We start from the raw sequence: 16,486 nt of genomic DNA, 5'->3' as shown, positions 1-16,486 counted from the left end.
AATAATTATCAATAAATTATAAGAACATATTTAAGTAAGCTTTTTATCTTTTTTCTTATTATTTAATTTGATTTACGCAATTTTTCTTTTAGCAGTATGATAGGAAAAAATTAGATTTTTTATTAACCCACTAGCGTTTTAATGGTTTCTACGATGTATAGATTATTCTAAATAATTTGGGTGGAACTCATTATTAGTCTTAAGATTCCTTACATGGAGTGTATATAATAAAAATCCCACTAGTAAACGTGGGATTCGGAAAAACAGCTATTCTAATGAATGGAAATATTTAGTTATTTCTTCGTAAGAGTGTGTAACAGGAACAGTAATACCTCTTTCTGTAAAGTAAACTAAAGTAGTTTCGCCTGCTTTTTCAATATAAGAAAGATTCCAATCATTTATAGAAACTCTTATTTTACTATCACTATCACTATCACTACGTGATGTCGGGAAGAATTTTGGGAATTTTTCTGCAATCTCATGGTAAGCTCCTACAACAACATGAGTAATGCCTCCTACACAATGTAGATGGGTAAAATTATGTTCACTTAAGCTTTCTTCAATAAATAAAATGGCAGTTCTACTTACAGTAATTTTGTTACCAGAACGAGCTAATACTAAATCAACAAACCCAGACATAATGAATTTCTCCTTTTGAGTAGATTAGAATAATATGTATGTGAGCCTATATATGGCAGTATGTTAAATAGACTAATTATTCAACACACTATTTTTTGTCTTTCTTATCCCAATTCTATTACCTGGTTTTATTCAATTATGACTATCTTAGAAAGTATTTCATATAACTGCTTGGCGAGGCTATATTGCTCTGTAACGGCGTTCCAAATTGCATCCTGTGAGAGTACGCTGTAATTGCCATTCGTTTCGATTTGAATGTTATCTGCGTTATCGTAAAGTTCCAACCATAACGAACTGTGATAAAACTGGTTGAGTTGCTGAATCAGTTGATAGGATTCTTGCCATTGGCTAAGACTCTTTTCCAATTCAGGTAGGAGTTCGACTAGCTTCCCGTAATTATCTTGCATTTGTTGAATATGTTCTTGCATAACTAAGCATTTCCTTCTTATTGTGATGAGCTAATAAAAAAGCTAAGCATATTGCTTAGCTTTTTTTGACTTGTGGTTTTATTTAAAAATAACGTCTTCTTTAGGATCAAATTTGCTTGCGTCGATGACTTTATTTTCTTCAAAATATTTTTTCAACATTTCGGCATCAATAAAACCGGTATTGACGTAGCTAGGATGCTTTTTCATTACGGGATAACCGTCGCCACCGGCAGTGAGGTAGTCAGGAATTGATACTTTGTACGTTTTATTCGGGTCAAAGGCTTTACCTGCGATTTTAATCTCGGAGATTGCTTTTGCCGCACGATCCACTTTCATAGAAATACCGGCAAATTGCGGATAAGCACCGGTATCGACTTCTTTTAATGCAATAGCGGTTAAGAAATCCAGTAACTCTTGACCTTTAAGATCTACGGTAGAAATCATATTACCGAAAGGCTGAACGGTTAATAACGTTTTATAAGTCACTTTACCTTCTTCAATCGAAGCGCGTACACCGCCCGAGTTCATAATGCCGATATCCGCTTTGACACGCTCTTTTTGCGATTGAGCGATTAAGCGTCCTAAGTTTGTTTGGAAGAAGCGTACGTGTTCACGTTTTCCATCTAATAAACCTTTTACTTCACCGACTTCGACACCTAATAATTTATCGCCTTCGTCTTGATATTTTTTCAAGTGATCAAAGAGAGCTTGATCCGCTTTAATCTCCGGCTGGTAAAGCTGATATTCTTTTTTACCGTCTTCTTTTTTGATGGTTTTTTTCAAATTAATCGGAATAAGCTCGTATTTAACCAGTGTCGTTTTACCATTTTTAAATTCGAAATCAGCGCGGCCGACATATTTACCCCATTCACCGGCTTGCATAATCCAAGTTCCGTTTTGGAAATCCGGTTTGCAGCTTTCACCCGGTGTGAATTTCGCTTTAAATTGGCCTTTATCGTCAAAACACACGGTATCGTGCGTATGCCCGCCGATAATGACATCAAACGCACCTTTATCCAGCGTTCTCGCCATTGTTACGTCACCGGGTGCATTCGTACCGTGTTTACCGTCTAAATACCAGCCCATATGAGTTAGTGCGATACGAATATCCGGCTTTTCGGTTTGATTAATTTGAGTTAATGTTTCTTTAGCGGTTTTAATCGGATCTTTAAAGACAACGTTTTCCGTTACGTCGGGATTGCCTAATTTACCGGTATCCTCGGTCGTTAGTCCGACAACGGCGACTTTTAATCCTTGTTTATCAAGCATAACATAAGGTTTTACCAATTCTTTTTGCGTTTTTTTATTAATTACGTTAGCTGAAATTAACGGGAATTTCGCCCATTCTTCTTGCATACTTAGCACTTGAAGCGGGAAATCAAATTCATGATTACCTAATACCATGGCTTCATAGCCGATAGCGTTCAGCCCTTCGTAATCGGGACGAGCGTTTTGCATATCCGATTCCGGTACGCCGGTATTAAGATCGCCGGCATTTAAAATAATCGTAGAACCGCCTTTGGCTTCCACTTCTTTCTTAATACCGTCGATTAAGGTTTTTTGTGCCGCTAATCCGTATTCGCCTTTTTCATTCTGCCAAAAATGACCGTGAATATCATTAGTATGTAACAGAGTGAAAGAATACGTCTTATCCGCTTGATATGCGATTGCGGAAGTTGTAAAAAATAATGATGTGCAGAGAAGCGTTGTATTAAATTTCATAATAACCTCTAGTTTTGATTGATATAAAAATAGGTGGTAAATAATCCGTTTTACACTGATTATCTATCACCTATATCTCCTTAAAAAATAAGAATAAGTAGCCAAGTTATTGCAAGCAACACCATTGCCATAAAAACCGCCGCCGAACCGATATCTTTTGCCCGACCGGATAGTTCGTGGAATTCCGAGCCGATGCGATCAACCACCGATTCCACCGCACTGTTAAGCAGTTCCGCAACAAGGACTAAAAAGACCGAGCCGACAAGTAAAATTTTTTCAATAACATCGTTACCTAAAAACAAAGCAAGCGGAATTAAAATAATTGAAAGCCATACCTCTTGGCGAAATGCCGCTTCATGAATATAGGCGGCTTTCAACCCTTTAAGCGAATAACCTGCGGCACGAACAACTCGTTGAAAATTAGCTTTATTTTCCGGTTTCATTTAAATCTCTAATAGTATTATGGTTAAAATCGACGAGTATTCTACCTGAAAGGGATTGATTGAGAAAAGTTTTTATCTGATTTTTTGTGATTAACGATTTAATATGAATACTAATTGATAAAAAAATAATAAAAATATATAGGGAACTATTCCCAAAAAGGTGATTTTCCGCTAATCTGAAAACTTCATATTTTGGCGGATATACGGTTTGCCGTATATCCTTTTTTAGTCTTACAAAGTGAAACATTATGAGTAATCCATCTTTATCTTCAAAACTTCTCGGGGGCAATTTAGTTTTACGCATTGCTATCGGTTTGGTATTAGGTGCTTGCCTTGCCTTAGTCAATCCGGATTGGGCAAAGAATGTCGGCGTATTAGGTCAATTTTTTGTGAAATCTTTACGTGCAATTGCACCGATTCTTGTATTCGTTTTAGTTTTATCGGCGATTGCAAATAAAGAAGTCGGTTCGGACAGTAAATTAAAACCGATTTTAGTAATGTACGTATTAGGGACATTTGTTGCGGCATTAACCGCAGTGGTTTTAAGTTTTATGTTCCCGACTACGTTAGAACTTGTTTCAAATCCGGATAATTTGAACCCTCCGCAAGGTATCGGTGAAATTATCAAAACCGTGGTGTTCAACCTTGTTGATAACCCGTTACAAGCATTAGCAAACGCAAACTTTATCGGTATTTTAGCTTGGGCGATCGGTTTAGGTATCGCTTTACGTCATGCGGCACCAAGTACGAAAACATTCTTAAATGATTTTGCCGAAGCGGTTTCATTTGTGGTTAAAGTGGTAATCGCTTTTGCTCCGATCGGTGTATTCGGTTTAGTTGCCGAAACGATTGCGACAAACGGCGCGGATGCGTTTGTAGGATATGCACGTTTATTAGGCGTATTACTTGGCGCGATGGTAATTGTTGCATTTGTATTAAATCCGTTAATCGTATTTTGGAAAATCCGTCGCAATCCGTATCCTTTAACATTAACTTGTTTACGTGAAAGCGGTGTAACGGCATTCTTTACTCGCAGTTCTGCGGCAAATATTCCGGTAAATATGAACCTTGCTAAACGTTTAGGCGTACGTGATGAAATCGCATCGGTTGCCATTCCGCTTGGTGCGACTATCAATATGGCGGGTGCGGCGATTACCGTAACGGTATTAACTTTAGCGGCGGCTTATACGCAAGGTATTCAACCTGATTTCGCTACCGCATTATTATTAAGTATCGTTGCTTCTGTTTGTGCTTGCGGTGCATCGGGTGTTGCGGGCGGTTCGTTATTACTTATTCCGTTAGCGTGTAGTTTATTTAATATTCCGAACGATATTGCGGCGCAAGTTATCGGTGTAGGCTTTATTATCGGGGTAATCCAAGACTCTGCGGAAACCGCATTGAACTCATCAACGGACGTATTATTTACTGCGGCGGTAAGCCAAGCGGAAGATCAAAAAGCATAGTTAAAAGCGGTTTTTGCGATCAGGATCGAAGAACTGATTTCCGTTTGATACAAGCGGTCGGATTTTTAGCATACTTTACCTATTATTTGGGTATTGGCTATGAATCTTGACCGCTTTTCTATTCTTATTTGTCTCACTTTTTTACCTCTTCTTTGGCTGCCGTATCAATGGTTTGCTTTTGTTATTCTTCTTTTTCTAATTGTTGTGCTATACGGTTTATATACGCGTTGTTTAATGCTGCTGGTATTTGCGTTAGTAATGGGTGGAAGTTATTACTCCGTATGGCAGTTTGCAAAAAAGGCCGACAATCAGACCGCCGGTAAATACTACGAAAAAATTGAAATAACTCGTTTGGTTAAACAATCGACTTATCAAACGGCAATTGCTAAAAGGGAGAATAATGAACAGATTTATCTGCATTGGCAAAGTGACGTTCCTTTGGTTTTAGGCGCAACTTATCAGGCGGAACTGCAGTTTCGTCCGATTTCTGCACGTGCGAATATAGGTAATTTTGATCGGCAACGTTGGTATTTCGCCCAACATTTACAGGGAAGTACGACTGTACGAGAAGCAAAGCGAATTGAGCGGGAGCAAAGTACATTACGTCAAGCGTTCTTAACTAAGGTTCAACGACAGACCGAAACATTAGCCGCTCAAGGACTATTACTTGCTTTGGCATTCGGTGAACGAGCGTGGATTAATGAGCATCATTGGCAAATTTTCCAAAAGACTTCAACCGCACATTTAATTGCGATTTCCGGCTTACATATCGGTTTGGCGTTTTTATGCGGATTTTGGTGCGCTAAGGCGTTGCAATGGTGTTTATTACGTTGTAAGAGCTGGCAAGCGGTTGGATTTTACTACTTTTTTGCTCATATTATCGGAATCATTTTTGCGATAGGTTATAGTTATTTTGCCGGATTCTCCATACCGACCATACGTGCATTGACGGCGATTTGCTTCGTATTATTATGTCGATTCCTGCGCTATCACTATACGCCGTGGCAATATTGGTGGCGGGTTGTCACGGTATTGTTATTATTTGATCCGATTACCGTGTTATCAGACAGTTTTTGGCTTTCTATTTTAGCCGTGATGAGTTTACTGATTTGGTATCAATATTTCCCGTTATCCGCTTTTTTAAGAAAGTTTGCCTATCGTAAATGGGGAAAAATCGTTCGATTTTGTCTCGGACTCATCCATTTACAATGCGGTATTTTGCTTATTTTTACCCCGGTACAATTTTTCTTTTTTGAGGGCATATCGCTTACGGCACTACCGGCAAATTTAGTGATCGTACCTTTATATAGTTTCGTATTAGTACCCTTGGTTTTAATCGGCTTATTAACCGATAACGGCTTTAATACTTGGCAATTAGCGAATAGATTAATCGGCTATAGTTTAGATTATTTAGAAACGATTTCTCAACAGTGGATTTGGTTGAGTCATCGACAACAGGCGCAATGGCTGATTATTGACTTAGCGATATTGTTTATTTTATATGGCATATTACATGCGCGAACCGCATTATACTGGTATAAAAGATATGCTTTATTATTGTGTTGTCAATGCGTTTTCTATTTATTTCAATTAGATAAAGTACCGTTACAGTGGATCACTTTTGATGTCGGGCAAGGGTTGGCTCAGGCGTTTATTTATTATGATACAAGCGGTCAAAAAAAGGCGATTTTTTACGATACTGGGATTGGATGGGGAAAGCATGATAACGGCGGATCTATGGCTTCGATTGAAATACTACCTTATTTACGCCGCCATCAAATTGAAGTCGAAGCCATATTTTTAAGCCATGACGATAATGATCATTCCGGCGGAGCGGCGGATTTACTTAACGCTTATCCGAATGCAAGACTTATTTCAAGTAGCCTTAAACCTTATGCAAACGTTCAACCTGAGGCTTGTATTCAAGGAAAAAGATGGCGATTCGGCAGATTAGAATTTGAAGCCGTTTATCCTAAAGAGCGTGTAGAAAGAGCGAAAAATGCCGATTCTTGCATCATTTTGGCAAAATTCGACCGCTTTCAAATATTATTAACCGGCGATACCGGCATTGAGCAAGAACGAAAAATCGCAGAACTATTAAATGGTATTGATTTTTTGCAGGTGGCTCATCACGGCAGTAAAACCAGTAGTAGTCATACGCTATTGGCAAAAAGCAAACCTCAGTTAGCGGTAGTTTCCGTCGGGCGGTGGAACCCGTGGAGAATGCCTCATCCAAAAGTGGTTGAAAGATTTGAACAGCATAAGATTCCGTTAGTGACTACGGCAAAGCAGGGAATGATCATTGTTAATTTTGATTCGGATAAATGGCAATTAAAGACGGCTCGAAACGATTTTTCACCTTGGTATCGGCGTTTATACGGAAAAAATAGATAAAAAAAGCCACGTTTGTAAAACGTGGCGATTGAGATTATGGGAGATCATTTAACGCATTAGGATTTTTGTTGATAAACATCGCATCACCATAACTAAAGAAACGGTATTTCGCTTCTACCGCATGTTGATAGGCTTTCATGGTATTACGGTAACCGGCAAATGCGGAAACTAACATAATCAGCGTTGATTCGGGTAAATGGAAATTTGTCACTAAAGCATCAACGATACGAAAGGTTTTGCCCGGGTAGAGGAAAATGCTGGTGTCGGAGAAAAACGGTGCGATTAATTTTCCTTCTTTTTCTGCCGCTTGCGCCGCACTTTCAATCGAACGAACCGAGGTCGTGCCGACGGCAATCACACGTTTACCTGTGGCTTTAGTCGCTAAAATTTGATCGACGACTGCTTGGCTTACTTCCGCATATTCCGCGTGCATTTTATGCTCCAGAATATTATCTACGCGTACCGGTTGGAACGTACCTGCACCGACATGCAATGTAACGAACGCGATATTAACGCCTTTAGCTTTCAGCTTTTCCAATGTCGGATTATCAAAGTGTAAACCGGCGGTCGGAGCCGCAACCGCGCCCAAAACTTTACTGTAAACGGTTTGATAGCGTTCTTGATCGGCATCTTCGTCCGGACGGTCAATATAAGGTGGTAACGGCATATGACCGGCTTGTTGGAGCAGATCAAATACGGGCTGTTCTTCATTAAAATGTAATTCAAACAAGGCGTCATGACGAGCTGTCATGATCGCTTTAAAACCGTTACCTTCGCCTAATTTATCTTCGCCAAGTACCAGTTCCGCACCTTCTTTCGGTGCTTTTGAAGCACGAACGTGTGCTAAACAACGGTGTTCGTCTAACACTCGTTCCACCAATACTTCTAATTTACCGCCGCTGGCTTTTCTGCCGTATAAACGGGCGGGGATCACGCGAGTATTATTAAAAATTAATAAATCGCCTTCATTAATCTGGTCAAGTAAATCGGAAAATTGTTTATCTTCAAAGTGACCAGTTTCACCGTTTAAATGTAACAGGCGGCTTGCCGTTCGTTCCTCGGTAGGGTAGCGGGCAATCAGTTCATCAGGCAAATCAAAATGAAAATCGGAAACTAACACGGAATATATCCTCTAAAAATCAACTGCCCCAAAACGGGGCAGTAGGTTAATGTAACAATGCTACTATATCATTAATTGCTTTACTGAGCTTATTACGGTCATGTCGATAGGCGACTTCGTCGTCAGAAAGCATTTTTTGCAATAAGGTAATATGGTTAGGCAATCTATCGTTATTATTCGGTGTAGTGATGACCCCGTTTAAACGTTCTTGCCCGATTTGTTTTTCGATCCATTTTACACGATCCGATAAAGAAAGTGAGCCTGCCGGACCGGATTCTTGTACGATATTATCAATAAAAATAATGTTCGCCGGACTGGATTGAATGGCTTTTGCCACCTCATTAATTAACAACGGCGGCATAATACTGGTTAGAAAACTGCCCGGGCCTAAGATAATTAATTCTGCTTGATTGATAGACTCGATCGCTTCCGGCGTAGCGGGTACTTGAGGAGTAAGCAGTAAATTACGGGGAACTTCCGTTAAAGCATCCACCGACACTTCTCCGACAATAGTTTCGCCGGAGATAAGCTGAGCGGCTAAATGTACGGGCAATTCCGACATTGGAATCAGACCGGCACGCACATGAAGTAACTCCCTGACGAGATTGATTCCTTCAAGCGGTCTAATATTCATATTTTCTAACGCTTTTAGAATTAAATTGCCTAAATTATGACCAGCAAGCTCTCCTTTACCGCCAAAACGATACTCGAACAGAGCGGATGCAACGGTCGGTTTAATAATAATTTGATTTAAACAATTTCGTAGATCTCCCCAAGCAATACCTCCGTGTTGGGAACGAATGCGCCCTGTCGAGCCGCCGTTATCGGTCGTAGTAACAATCCCGGTTAAACGTTCGCCTAAAAAAGTGAGAGAAGATAAAATTCTTCCTAATCCGTGTCCGCCACCCAGTGCAACAATATGTTTCACCTCGGTAAGATTAGGATGGCGACGAGATAATTGATTCTGTTCAGACATTGGAATCCTTATTACTTATATCTAGTATGTCAAACTTCTTCCTCATTAGACGGTAAAGCGTTTATAACGGCTTTGACCAATGTTGCCAACGGAATGGCAAAAAATACGCCCCAAAATCCCCACAAACCACCGAAAATCAGCACGGCGACAATAATTGTTAAAGGATGTAGATTCACCGCTTCCGAAAATAAAAACGGTACGACTAAGTTCCCGTCTAACAATTGGCTAATCACGAAAGCTAACAATAAATAATAAAAGTCGGTGGACAAGCCGAATTGAAATAACGCAACCAGTGCGACCGGTATCGTTACCAATACCGCTCCGATATAAGGTATAAGTACGGATAAACCTACCGCGACGGAAAGTAATAACGGATAACGTAAATCGAAAAATAAAAATATTGCATAGGTAACGATACCGACAATTAAAATTTCAAGGACTTTTCCTCGAATATAATTGGCAATTTGTTGCTGCATTTCAAACCAAACATTTGCAGCCAAGCGGCGGTTTTTCGGTAGAAATTTGATAAAACCGCGTACGAATAAAGGTTTGTCTTTAAGTAGAAAGAAAACCATTAAAGGCACAAGAAAAGCATAAATGCCTAATCCGACCAAGCTGATAATGGAATTGACCGATAAGGCTAATAAAGACTCGCCGAACCCTAAAATTTTCTCCTTTAGCATATTCATCAACGAATCGAGCATGGCATAATCAATTAATTCGGGATAATGTTCCGGTAAGGCTTCCAACCACGCATTTAATAAGTTCAGCATCGAGGGTAAATCACGAATAAACGTTACCGCCTGATTCCATAAAGTCGGTAACATTACGACAAAAAGAAAAGTCGATAAGGAAATAAAACTACCCAGAACTAAAATCAGACTGAGTAAGCGAGGGAATTTAAGTTTTTGAGTCAGTAATTTGATCGGCCATTCTAATAAATAAGCGAAAACGATAGCAATGAGCAAAGGCATAATCAAATCACTAAAGAAATAGATAATGCCAAATCCAATCAAAAGGATTCCTAACAGCGCAACTGCTTGAGGATCATTAAATTTTTGCTTATACCAAGATTGGAACATCTCGAACATTGTTTTTCCTTCATTATATTGCTGAAAAATCCTTCTATGCCAAAGAAGGATTTTTTACTTATTTTTGGCTACAAACTGCAACAAAGCCTAGTTTATGTTCAGGATTATTAAAGGTTTGGAACATTTTTTTGAATGTTTCACGGTTTTCGGGTTTTAGCGCATTACCGACGATTTTCATTGCACCTAAAACGCCTTCGTCGTAGATCAGACCTTTCGGCGAAAGCAGCGTCATCTCTCCTGAAAATACATCGACATTACGGAAACCGCATTGATGGAAAGTGTTTTTCCACCCTTCTTTAGTAAGCGGCGTTACACTAACGTTAATCGCTTCACGTAAAGCGACTAAAACTTGTTCCGCATCGTCATTTTGTAACATCACATCGTGAGTGAGTAAAAAACCGCCCGGTTTTAAGACTCTGAAATATTCACGAATCGCTTTCTCTTTAGCTTCAAGAGGAAGCATAGTCAGCATCGCTTCATTGATGACAATATCAAAACTGTTGTCTTCAAAAGGTAATTTGGTCGCATTTGCACGTTGAACTTGAATGAAGTCTTCCAAGTTATTTTCTTTTATATTACTGCGCGCTTTATCTAAGGCTTCTTCGTCCAGATCAATCCCTGTAATATGGCAACCGTACTGTTTAGCAATTTGTATTGCAGTGGTACACATATTGCATGCCACTTCCAAGACTTTTTTATTAGGATTAAAATCAGCGTTGGCAATTAACCAATCGGTTGCCAGCTTACCGCCTGGACGTAATCGCGTTTTTCCTAAACGAGATAAGAAATTATGTCCTATTTCATCTTTCTTCATAGAAACTCCGGAATTTGTAAAATTGTCCTAAAATGTGACCGCTTCACACGGATATTGCGAATGATTATACAGAAAATTTCAGTTTTCTTATATACAAAGAGCGTAAATTTCGGCATTATGCATACTATGATTCACATATTTTGTACAGTTAAAATAGAGGAACTAAAATGAAACAAGCACAAAATACGGTTTATGAGCACCAAAGAGGCGAGATCCGAGAAAGTGCGATAAAAGCACTTGTAACAGATAAATTGTTTCGTACTCGGATTGAGAACAATCGAAAAGGCAAAGGGAGTTATCAACGAAACGCAAAACACCGTAAAGCGGGTTATGAGAGAAGCGAAAGCCCATTTAAAAATGTTCAGACGAGCAATTTTAAATGGGCTTTTTTATTAGCATTCAGTAATTAATTTGGCATAAAAAAATCCCTTGTCTTTCGACAAGGGATTGGAATTTGATGGTGCGACTAGCTGGACTCGAACCAGTGACCCCCACCATGTCAAGGTGGTGCTCTAACCAACTGAGCTATAGTCGCATAGACGAGAAGAATTCTAATCGAAAATGCGGAGGATAGCAAGACTCCGCATTCCGTTTGATTTTATTTTAAGCGTTCTTGGGTGAAAATTTGTTTATCTTCCCATCGGATCATGGTGAGATGGTTACCCCAAGCACAGCCGGTATCTAAGGCGTAGATATTCGGTTTATCCGCTTTACCCATTAAACTTGCCCAATGACCGAAAATAATGTCTTGTTGATGAAATAACGGATTATCTAATTTAAACCAAGGTTTTAATTCGTTTGGTGCGTCTTCAACAGGTAATTTACAAGCAAAATCCAACCGCTTGTCGGCATAGCAAAAACGCATACGGGTAAATACGTTGATAATATATCGCCAACGTTCGATACCTTGCCATTCGGCAGACCAGTGATCCGGTGTGTTTTCGTACATTTGGGCAATGTAGTCGGCATAATGACCACTTTGCAAAACGGCTTCCGCTTCTCTGGCACAAGCGATGGTTTCCGTTAAGTTCCATTCGGGGCTGATACCGGCGTGAGTCAATAAGAAGCCATACTTCGGATGTTGAATAAGAAGCGGTTGATTTCTCAGCCAATTTTGCAAATCAGCGCGATCTTCAGCAGCGAAAATCGCATCCACTTGATCATTAGGCTTCACTTTTTTGACACCGAGTAAAGTGGCGAGCAAGTGAAGATCGTGATTACCTAAAATAGTTTTTGCATTATTTTTCGGATCTTTCACAAAGCGCAAACATTCCAACGATTTTGCACCTCGGGCAACTAAATCGCCGGTCAGCCACAATTCGTCTTGTGCCGGATTGTAATTAACTTGTTTGAGCAGCAGTTGTAACTCATCAAAACAGCCGTGTAAATCGCCAACAATATAAGTCGCCATCATATCCTCTCAAGTTATAAAAAATCACATAAACCATTTTACCGCTAACTGAAAAATCAGCGGTGCAATAAATGAAGAAAGCAAACCGCAGATCACTAAAGCTAACGAACTATAACTCGCTGATTTGGTATTGAGTTCCATACAACGAGCCGTACCAAGTGCGTGAGATGCAATACCTAAACTCATACCGATTGCTTGCGGGTTAGTAATACGAGCCAATTTCAGAATCGGTACGCCTAATATTGAACCGAATAAACCCGCGACCATTACGCCGACGGCACTTAAAGCAAACTCGCCGCCGATTTCGCCGGCAATCACTAACGCAAGCGGCATAGTTACCGATTTAGGCATCAGTGCGGCAACAATATCTTTTGTACCGCCGAATAATAGTGCCAATAACATTCCGCTGCATATCGAAACAACAGTGCCGAGCAGTAAAATAAAACCGATCTCTTTCCAACGGCGGCGGATTTGTGGAAATTGTTCGTAAAGCGGGATCGCAAGCGCAACAATCGCTAAGCCTAAGAAATGGCTGAGCGGAGAAGTACCCCGCTGATAGTCTTTATACGGAATTTGAAAAATGATTAAGATCGCTAATAACAGCGATAAAGTTAATAAAAAAGGATTGAGTAATGAAATCGCTAATTTTTTGCTGAGCTTCACACTTAGAAAAAAGGCGACGACAGTCAGCACGGAATAAAGATAAATCATTGTTCCTCTCCCGAATGTTTGAATAAACGCTGTGCCGCCCAACCGACTACAACAATGGTAATTATTGTGCTGAGGATATTGGAAATAATTAGCGAGGAGAAATAGCGAACTAAAATTTCGCCGTATTCAATCATACCTACGCAAATCGGTAGAAAAACGAGCGGCATATATCGGTTTAGGAAACGTCCGGTTGGTAACACCCATTCTAATTTGATTAAGCCTGTAATCAGCGTAACAAATAAGACAAGTAAGCCCCAAATACTGTCCGGAATACCGATAGGAATGAGTGTGTTTAACCCTTTGCCGAGATAAAGCATTGCCCATAAAATTGCTAAAGAAAGCGCAAAGCCGATAATGTTCTTTTGCATAAAGCCTCATGTGATAAGCGGTCAAATTTGTAGGAAATTTTGCAAAAAATTCTCGAAATTTGACCGCTTGCCGATTAGATAATGTTCCCCACAATCGAACGTGTTTCTAAACGTACTTCGGTGAGTTTGACTTTAACTGCCTGTCCGATTTGGTAAGCTTTTTCGCCTTTAATATACAGTGCGATTTCTTCCGGACGGAATTCCATTTCTTCTTTTTTATCGTGAAGGGTGGAGAACGGCACGAAAATTTGTGCGCCGTTTGCGATTACTTTCGCTCGTACACCGCCGCGAGAAACATCGGCAATTTCACAGTCAAATTCGACCGCTTGTTCCACCATCGGGAACAGGTAACGTGCATAGAGCCAATCGGCGATATCACGTTCCACCAAACGGTTTTGACGGCGAGCTTCTTGTAAGCGAACTAAGATGCCTTCTTCCACCGTTTTCGCCTGCTTGCCGAGTAATACTTGCTTGATTAAGCGATGGTTTACCATATCGCCGTACTTACGAATTGGTGATGTCCAAGTTGCATAATGGCTGATCCCTAAACCGAGATGCGGTGCAACTTCCGATTTAAACTCTGCAAAAGTGAGATAACGGCGTAAGCGAAGTTCTAAGAATTTCTCCGGAAACTCGTCAATCGAACGACGCATTTCACAATAGCCTTCAAGCGTTGCCAGTTTTTCCGGCGCATAGAATGCGGTAAGTGCATCACGGTTCTCGTCAGTGGATAACGTATCCAGTAAGAATTTTTGCGCTAATTCTAAATTTTTAGGATCAAAGCCGGCGTGGGTATTAAATACGCCTGTTTTGGCATTGTCCGCTAAGAATTTCGCACAGCAAATATTGGCAATGATCATCGATTCTTCGATCATTTGATTTGCGATACGGCGGTATTCCACGTGGATATCGCGCACCGAACCGTCTTCATTCAATTCAAACGAGTAATCGCCGGATTCTTTAAACAGCAGTGCATTGTTGCGACGCCATTCAATGCGAGCAAGGGTAAATTGGTGTAACCAATCGATTTGTTGTTTGGTTTCCGCACTTTCCGGCTGCCACGCATTTTCAACTTGTTCGAGATAATCCGATACGTTGTCATAAGCTAATTTCGCTTTGCTTTCCACCCACGCTGAAACGAAGCGAGTGTCGCCAGTAATATTACCGGCTAAATCCGTTTCGATATAACCGACTAATGCCGGACGTTTTTCATTTGGTACAAGCGAACAGAGATCATCCGACAGCTCACGAGGCAACATCGGAATATTGAAGCCCGGTAAATAGTTGGTAAAACAACGTTGGCGAGCGGCTTTTTCAAGATTTGAGTTTTCCGGAATATAGGCGGTCGGATCGGCAATCGCCACCACTAAACGCCAACCGGTTTGTACTTCGCCTTGTTTGATTGGCTCAATGTATAACGCATCGTCCATATCTTGCGTGCTAGGGCTATCGATAGTAGTAAAGTAGAGAGAAGTCAGATCTTCACGATCTAATTCATCGTGTAATTCATAGCTTTTCTCATTCGCTACCGGCTCACGAGGTTGCTCGTGACGTGCTAAAGTCACCCACCACGGTGCGAAATTATCGTCTGCTTTACAGATAAATTGAGTAATTTGAGCAAATAAGAAACGATCGTCACGTAATGGGTGAGTTTTAAGCTGTGCCACAACCCAGTCACCACTTTCCAATGTTTCAGTGACTTTTTTATGCGTATTTGCCGGAATGATATTTTTAATGCTTGGATGATCGACAATCAGTTGTAATTTATTGTCTTTGTTAAAACGTACTTGTGCAATAAAGCGATCAAGCATCGGTTCAAGTAAACTGTCGATTTCTACCTGTTCTTTATCGCCTTCACGCTTTACTACCGCTTTTACTTTATCGCCGTGCATCACTTTTTTCATTTCCATTGGCGGAATGAAATAACTTTTCTTGTCACATTCTAAAAAACCGAATGCCTTATCTGAGGCTTTAACCGTACCTTCTACATATTCTTTATTTGCCTCAATTTGTTGTTTTAATTGGGCAAGTAACGGATTGTTTTGAAACATAAATTCTCTCTATAAAAATAAAAAAGGTGCAGTATCGTTGCACCATGAAATTTGATAGGGATTATAACGGAAAGCGGTTAGATTTGCTGAATTTTTTGTAAAAAATCAACTAAATCCAACCGCTTATCATTTTATAATGCTTTCGAAACATAATCTTCCAGCACTTGATTCATTCGGCTTTGCCAACCTTTGCCGGTGGACTTAAAAGCATCAATCACGGATTGCGAGTAGCGAATTGTCACACTCACTTTCTTTTTTTGTGTAACTGGACGACCACGTTTTCGCTCACGGCTTTCAATCACTAATGCCTGTAATGCAGGAGGCATTTGTTCGAAAGTGAGAGCGTTTTTGAAATCTTCATCTGTCCATTCCGGATTTTCGTCATCAATAAAATTTTCGGTATATTTCATATTTTTTAACCTCTCTTGGATTGGCTTTGCGCAAGCTAATAATGCGGTAATTTTCGTTTCTTAAACAAAAAACGATCACAAAAAGTCGATTTTGGATAAATCCGATTGCTTTAAAACGAGGTTCCGAGTATTCAAAGCGAATATCTTGTTCAATGAAAGCGGTATCAAATTCAAAATTTTTTGCAACTGAAAACGGTAAACCTCTTTCATTTTCGTTTCGTCGGCTTTTTTGTTCATCGTATTCTAGCTTCATGCTTTGCCTCTACATTATCACGTCGAAATCAGACGTTCAAATGATTTTTTGTAACTACATTAATTTATTAAAGAGCATAGCAAAATACAGCAGATTAGGACTGGCGAAAATTCTGATTCTTCGATCAAGATCGCAGAAATAAAAAACGGACGCTAAATTGCGTCCGTTTTACATACTTATATATTCAAGCCG

At 40.0% G+C, this 16,486-nt stretch carries 17 protein-coding genes and 1 tRNA gene; 3 read left to right on the top strand and 15 right to left on the bottom strand.

Annotated features, from left to right (window positions below):
- Positions 1–267: 267 nt before the first annotated feature.
- The 4 genes from DRF63_RS04105 to DRF63_RS04090 all read right to left on the bottom strand — a co-directional run bounded on the left by DRF63_RS04105 (position 268) and on the right by DRF63_RS04090 (position 3,232).
- The gene (locus tag DRF63_RS04105) at positions 268–639 is read right to left on the bottom strand and encodes a hypothetical protein (RefSeq protein ID WP_039709094.1); all 372 of its coding nucleotides are present in this window, start codon (positions 637–639) and stop codon (positions 268–270) included.
- Positions 640–767: 128 nt separating this feature from the next.
- A complete protein-coding gene (locus DRF63_RS04100; protein WP_005597207.1) occupies positions 768–1,067 on the bottom strand; it encodes a DUF4298 domain-containing protein in 300 nt (99 codons plus the stop codon).
- Positions 1,068–1,145: 78 nt separating this feature from the next.
- Complete coding sequence (gene ushA / locus DRF63_RS04095) at positions 1,146–2,789, bottom strand: bifunctional UDP-sugar hydrolase/5'-nucleotidase UshA (RefSeq protein ID WP_005597203.1); 1,644 nt, start codon at positions 2,787–2,789, stop codon at positions 1,146–1,148.
- An 80-nt stretch (positions 2,790–2,869) separates the two neighbouring features.
- Positions 2,870–3,232 carry a diacylglycerol kinase gene (locus tag DRF63_RS04090; RefSeq protein WP_005597201.1) on the bottom strand — a complete coding sequence of 121 codons (363 nt, stop codon included), beginning with the start codon at positions 3,230–3,232 and terminating at the stop codon, positions 2,870–2,872.
- Between the two features lie 248 nt (positions 3,233–3,480).
- Here DRF63_RS04090 and sstT point away from each other — a divergent pair, with 248 nt between their 5' ends.
- Both sstT and DRF63_RS04075 read left to right on the top strand, forming a co-directional pair.
- The gene (gene sstT / locus DRF63_RS04080; RefSeq protein ID WP_005597199.1) at positions 3,481–4,695 is read left to right on the top strand and encodes a serine/threonine transporter SstT; all 1,215 of its coding nucleotides are present in this window, start codon (positions 3,481–3,483) and stop codon (positions 4,693–4,695) included.
- 99 nt (positions 4,696–4,794) lie between these two features.
- Entirely contained in the window at positions 4,795–7,089 is a 2,295-nt protein-coding gene (locus tag DRF63_RS04075) for a DNA internalization-related competence protein ComEC/Rec2 (RefSeq protein ID WP_043991808.1), read from the top strand.
- Positions 7,090–7,123: 34 nt separating this feature from the next.
- On the opposite strand, the gene queA is transcribed toward DRF63_RS04075, so the two are convergent.
- Genes queA through DRF63_RS04055 form a run of 4 tightly spaced genes read right to left on the bottom strand, consistent with a single transcriptional unit; the run spans position 7,124 to position 11,090 of the window.
- On the bottom strand, positions 7,124–8,209 hold the full coding sequence (gene queA / locus DRF63_RS04070) for a tRNA preQ1(34) S-adenosylmethionine ribosyltransferase-isomerase QueA (protein ID WP_005597196.1): 1,086 nt from the start codon (positions 8,207–8,209) through the stop codon (positions 7,124–7,126).
- A gap of 46 nt (positions 8,210–8,255) precedes the next feature.
- Positions 8,256–9,185 carry a gluconeogenesis factor YvcK family protein gene (locus DRF63_RS04065; RefSeq protein WP_005601007.1) on the bottom strand — a complete coding sequence of 310 codons (930 nt, stop codon included), beginning with the start codon at positions 9,183–9,185 and terminating at the stop codon, positions 8,256–8,258.
- Positions 9,186–9,214: 29 nt separating this feature from the next.
- A complete protein-coding gene (locus DRF63_RS04060; protein WP_005617286.1) occupies positions 9,215–10,276 on the bottom strand; it encodes an AI-2E family transporter in 1,062 nt (353 codons plus the stop codon).
- A 58-nt stretch (positions 10,277–10,334) separates the two neighbouring features.
- Complete coding sequence (locus DRF63_RS04055) at positions 10,335–11,090, bottom strand: class I SAM-dependent methyltransferase (protein WP_005597193.1); 756 nt, start codon at positions 11,088–11,090, stop codon at positions 10,335–10,337.
- Between the two features lie 167 nt (positions 11,091–11,257).
- Here DRF63_RS04055 and DRF63_RS04050 point away from each other — a divergent pair, with 167 nt between their 5' ends.
- Complete coding sequence (locus tag DRF63_RS04050; RefSeq protein WP_005597192.1) at positions 11,258–11,500, top strand: alternative ribosome-rescue factor A; 243 nt, start codon at positions 11,258–11,260, stop codon at positions 11,498–11,500.
- Between the two features lie 48 nt (positions 11,501–11,548).
- On the opposite strand, the gene DRF63_RS04045 is transcribed toward DRF63_RS04050, so the two are convergent.
- The 7 genes from DRF63_RS04045 to DRF63_RS04015 all read right to left on the bottom strand — a co-directional run bounded on the left by DRF63_RS04045 (position 11,549) and on the right by DRF63_RS04015 (position 16,294).
- A tRNA-Val gene (locus DRF63_RS04045) sits at positions 11,549–11,625 on the bottom strand.
- A gap of 63 nt (positions 11,626–11,688) precedes the next feature.
- The gene (gene apaH, locus DRF63_RS04040) at positions 11,689–12,501 is read right to left on the bottom strand and encodes a bis(5'-nucleosyl)-tetraphosphatase (symmetrical) ApaH (RefSeq protein WP_011848461.1); all 813 of its coding nucleotides are present in this window, start codon (positions 12,499–12,501) and stop codon (positions 11,689–11,691) included.
- A 24-nt stretch (positions 12,502–12,525) separates the two neighbouring features.
- Complete coding sequence (locus DRF63_RS04035; protein WP_005613876.1) at positions 12,526–13,212, bottom strand: LrgB family protein; 687 nt, start codon at positions 13,210–13,212, stop codon at positions 12,526–12,528.
- Entirely contained in the window at positions 13,209–13,580 is a 372-nt protein-coding gene (locus tag DRF63_RS04030; protein ID WP_005597186.1) for a CidA/LrgA family protein, read from the bottom strand. Before DRF63_RS04030 ends, DRF63_RS04035 begins: the two co-directional genes overlap by 4 nt.
- Before the next feature lie 74 nt (positions 13,581–13,654).
- Positions 13,655–15,631 carry an exoribonuclease II gene (locus DRF63_RS04025; RefSeq protein WP_005597184.1) on the bottom strand — a complete coding sequence of 659 codons (1,977 nt, stop codon included), beginning with the start codon at positions 15,629–15,631 and terminating at the stop codon, positions 13,655–13,657.
- A 131-nt stretch (positions 15,632–15,762) separates the two neighbouring features.
- Positions 15,763–16,041: a BrnA antitoxin family protein gene (locus DRF63_RS04020; protein WP_005597182.1), complete on the bottom strand. Its 279-nt coding sequence runs from the start codon at positions 16,039–16,041 to the stop codon at positions 15,763–15,765.
- Positions 16,016–16,294, bottom strand: a complete 279-nt coding sequence (locus tag DRF63_RS04015; protein WP_005597179.1) for a BrnT family toxin — start codon at positions 16,292–16,294, stop codon at positions 16,016–16,018. Before DRF63_RS04015 ends, DRF63_RS04020 begins: the two co-directional genes overlap by 26 nt.
- Between the last annotated feature and the right edge of the window lie 192 nt (positions 16,295–16,486).

The sequence above is a fragment of the Actinobacillus pleuropneumoniae genome (assembly GCF_003290385.1).
Classification (GTDB): Bacteria; Pseudomonadota; Gammaproteobacteria; order Enterobacterales; family Pasteurellaceae; genus Actinobacillus; species Actinobacillus lignieresii.
This window is presented reverse-complemented; position numbering and strand designations above follow the sequence as displayed.

Excerpts from the sequence above, each read along its gene's own strand:
- DRF63_RS04105 (WP_039709094.1), bottom strand. The coding sequence starts at position 639 with ATGTCTGGGTTTGTTGATTTAGTATTAGCTCGTTCTGGTAACAAAATT.
- DRF63_RS04100 (WP_005597207.1), bottom strand. The coding sequence starts at position 1,067 with ATGCAAGAACATATTCAACAAATGCAAGATAATTACGGGAAGCTAGTC.
- ushA (WP_005597203.1), bottom strand. The coding sequence starts at position 2,789 with ATGAAATTTAATACAACGCTTCTCTGCACATCATTATTTTTTACAACT.
- DRF63_RS04090 (WP_005597201.1), bottom strand. The coding sequence starts at position 3,232 with ATGAAACCGGAAAATAAAGCTAATTTTCAACGAGTTGTTCGTGCCGCA.
- sstT (WP_005597199.1), top strand. The coding sequence starts at position 3,481 with ATGAGTAATCCATCTTTATCTTCAAAACTTCTCGGGGGCAATTTAGTT.
- DRF63_RS04075 (WP_043991808.1), top strand. The coding sequence starts at position 4,795 with ATGAATCTTGACCGCTTTTCTATTCTTATTTGTCTCACTTTTTTACCT.
- DRF63_RS04065 (WP_005601007.1), bottom strand. The coding sequence starts at position 9,185 with ATGTCTGAACAGAATCAATTATCTCGTCGCCATCCTAATCTTACCGAG.
- DRF63_RS04060 (WP_005617286.1), bottom strand. The coding sequence starts at position 10,276 with ATGTTCGAGATGTTCCAATCTTGGTATAAGCAAAAATTTAATGATCCT.
- DRF63_RS04055 (WP_005597193.1), bottom strand. The coding sequence starts at position 11,090 with ATGAAGAAAGATGAAATAGGACATAATTTCTTATCTCGTTTAGGAAAA.
- DRF63_RS04050 (WP_005597192.1), top strand. The coding sequence starts at position 11,258 with ATGAAACAAGCACAAAATACGGTTTATGAGCACCAAAGAGGCGAGATC.
- apaH (WP_011848461.1), bottom strand. The coding sequence starts at position 12,501 with ATGGCGACTTATATTGTTGGCGATTTACACGGCTGTTTTGATGAGTTA.
- DRF63_RS04035 (WP_005613876.1), bottom strand. The coding sequence starts at position 13,212 with ATGATTTATCTTTATTCCGTGCTGACTGTCGTCGCCTTTTTTCTAAGT.
- DRF63_RS04030 (WP_005597186.1), bottom strand. The coding sequence starts at position 13,580 with ATGCAAAAGAACATTATCGGCTTTGCGCTTTCTTTAGCAATTTTATGG.
- DRF63_RS04025 (WP_005597184.1), bottom strand. The coding sequence starts at position 15,631 with ATGTTTCAAAACAATCCGTTACTTGCCCAATTAAAACAACAAATTGAG.
- DRF63_RS04020 (WP_005597182.1), bottom strand. The coding sequence starts at position 16,041 with ATGAAATATACCGAAAATTTTATTGATGACGAAAATCCGGAATGGACA.
- DRF63_RS04015 (WP_005597179.1), bottom strand. The coding sequence starts at position 16,294 with ATGAAGCTAGAATACGATGAACAAAAAAGCCGACGAAACGAAAATGAA.